Genomic DNA, 2,518 nt, shown 5'->3' with positions numbered 1-2,518 from the left:
CATTGTTGAGCTCGGGTTCTCCAGAGGCGCTCGTCGCCGAGGATCAGGCGGGCGGGCACGCGCGGATGGGCCGCGATCAGCCGCCGGACCATCGGCACGATCGGGTCCCCGGGGTCGGCCACGCAGAAGATCAGCTCGTAGGACGGGTAGTCGAGGCGGAAGCTCTGGGTGAGCATCTCCTCGCTGTAAGCCTCGATCCCGTGAAGCGGACGGACCAGGGAGACGGGCGCGCCGTCTGGAAACCGCGACGGCCCGTGGCTCCGGCCGAGGCGCCGGCCCGCGACGCCGATGCTGACGATCTGGACGAGGGCCAGAAGCGCGCCGAGGGACAGGGCCGGCACCGTGGCGTCAAGCATGCGGATCCCTCGATCGATGAAGCGAGCGGTCCGGTCCGCTAGCGGCCGGACCGCGTCAGGCGTGTGACAGAGGCGACGTCGTCCGGCGTGTTCAAAACCGGAGAGTGAAGGTGCCCTTCACGGCCTGATCCTGTGCGCGGGCGCCGGTCTGGCCGGTATAGGCCACGCCCAGGGTCGCGTTCGGCGCCACCGCCAGATCGAGCCCGACCTGCGCCACCAGCGCGTCCCGGTCGATCGGCACGCCCGCGCTCAGGAAGGCCGGGCCCGTGCCGAACCGCAGCAGGGCCGTCGGCACCACGTCGCCGAACGCCCGCCGGTAGCCGACCAGACCCCGCAGCGTCACCGGAAGACCCAGCCCCAGCTCCAGGCCCGTCTGCGCCCGCACCCCCACGGTCGCCGCGCCCAGATCGTAGTCCCGCGCGACGCTCGCCAGCGCCGCCGCGCCCCCGGTCTCCGCGAAGGCGTCCCGCCGGATGCCGACATACGCCCCGCCGACGAACGGCTCGACGTAGGAGGCCGCCGGCGGCACCGGCACCGCGACGCCGTCCCTCGACCCCAGAGCCGCCGGAGCCGGCTGGCCGAGCGCGATCCTCCAGCCGATCTCGCCGAAACCCTGCACCGTATAGCCGCCGCCATGGCCGCTCAGCGTGTCCGACAGCCCGTACAGCACCGCCCGCCGGGTGCGCGTGTCGGTCCCGGCGTAGAGCGCCCCCAGCCGCAGCGACAACGGCCCGACCTCATAGCCGCCATACAGGCCGCCGAAGCCGCTCTTGAGCGTGGCGCTCTCCGCCCGGCTCGTGCCGCCGGACCGGCCGGCGCTGTCGAGATACGCCTCCGTGTAGCCGCCGACCACGCCGACGCGCAGCCCGTTCGACACGCGGACATCCGCGCCCGCCGCGAAGCCGGCGATCTGCCGGTCGAGGTTGAACGCGTTGCCGCCGCCCTCGGCCGTGCCGAAGGCGCCGAAGCCCTGGCCCCAGAGGCCGAACACCTGCGGGTCGAGGGTCCGCACCGGCACGCCCGCCACCACCGGCTGGCGCCCCGGCAGGTCGGCCGCGTAGGCGGCCGGCAGGGTGCCGTAATCGAGGCCGGTGCCGGGGCTGCCCCAGCGCAGGCGGTCGAGCACCGCCTCGCGCACGAAGAACGCGGTCTCGTAGGCGGTGGACACGGTGCCGGCATGGATGTCGCCCGCCAGCGCCCGGAAGGCGTTGCCGGCCTCGGTGGTGGTGAAGGCGACCGCCGCGTCGAAGAGCCGGCCGCCGCCGGCCGCCTGGACGGCGTTGGCCGCCGCCATGCCGTTGCGGCTGGTGGCTGACGCGGCGAACGGCACGTCGTTGCGGGTGAGGGTCAGGTCGACCGCGTCGGTCCGGTAGCGCAGGCCCGGGCTGAGGAAGGCGAGGTTCGCGGTCACGCCGGCGAACTGGCCCGAGACGCCGCCGGCGGCGGAGAGGATCGTGTAGGTGGTGCGCGGGTTGTAGGCGCCCGAGGCGGCCAGCACCTGGACGGTGCCGCCCGACAGGGTGGCGCTGCCGGTGGCGGCGATGCGGTCGGCCTGTCCGGCGGCGTTGGCCTCGACCCGGTAGGTCGAGCCGGCCGCGAAGGCGGCATTGCCGGCGACGGTGAGCGTGCCGATGGAGTTGCCCGGCGCCACCGTGCCCCCCGAGAGTGCGCCGATCCCGCCCACCGTGCCGGAGCCGCCGAGCAGGCCGCCGGCGCCCACGAAGACAGTCCCCGCGATGGTGCCGTTGGCATAGAGCGAGCCGCCCTGTCCGATGCCGACATCGATGCCGAGGCGGTCGGTGGCGTCCATGCGCAGGGTGCCGGTGACGTTCCCGAAATACCCGGCGGCCGCATAGAGGTCGAGGCGGCTCCAATAGCTCAGGGGGCTGCCGTAGAAGGCGGCCAGCGCGTTGGTCTCGGTGTTGACCAGGATCTGGTTGATCGTGCTGGTGGCGAGCTGGCCGTAGAGGCCGCCGTTGGGCGCGAGGGTCCGCGCGGCGGCGGTCGATCCGCCGTAGAGCGGCGCGAGCAGGATCGAGGCGTCCGGCCCGCCGGCGGGAGCCGCCTCGCGGGGCGCCTGGGCGAAGCTGAGGGTCGGCAGGCCGTAGGTGAGGCGTTGCTTGGTAGCAGCCTGGTTACCGGCCGACGGCACGTAGGGATTC

1 protein-coding gene and 1 pseudogene are annotated in these 2,518 nt (G+C 73.9%); both read right to left on the bottom strand.

Going from position 1 to position 2,518, the window contains the following annotated elements:
* Nucleotides 1-356 (bottom strand): annotated as a pseudogene (locus I53_RS05415) (ceramide glucosyltransferase); the annotation flags it as partial.
* A gap of 91 nt (nt 357-447) precedes the next feature.
* Nucleotides 448-2,518: autotransporter domain-containing protein (locus I53_RS05410; RefSeq protein ID WP_043347536.1), on the bottom strand; the 2,071-nt coding region annotated here is incomplete at its 5' end.

Origin of the sequence: Methylobacterium sp. B1, from assembly GCF_000333255.1 — a bacterium.
Classification (GTDB): domain Bacteria; phylum Pseudomonadota; class Alphaproteobacteria; order Rhizobiales; family Beijerinckiaceae; genus Methylobacterium; species Methylobacterium fujisawaense.
This window is presented reverse-complemented; position numbering and strand designations above follow the sequence as displayed.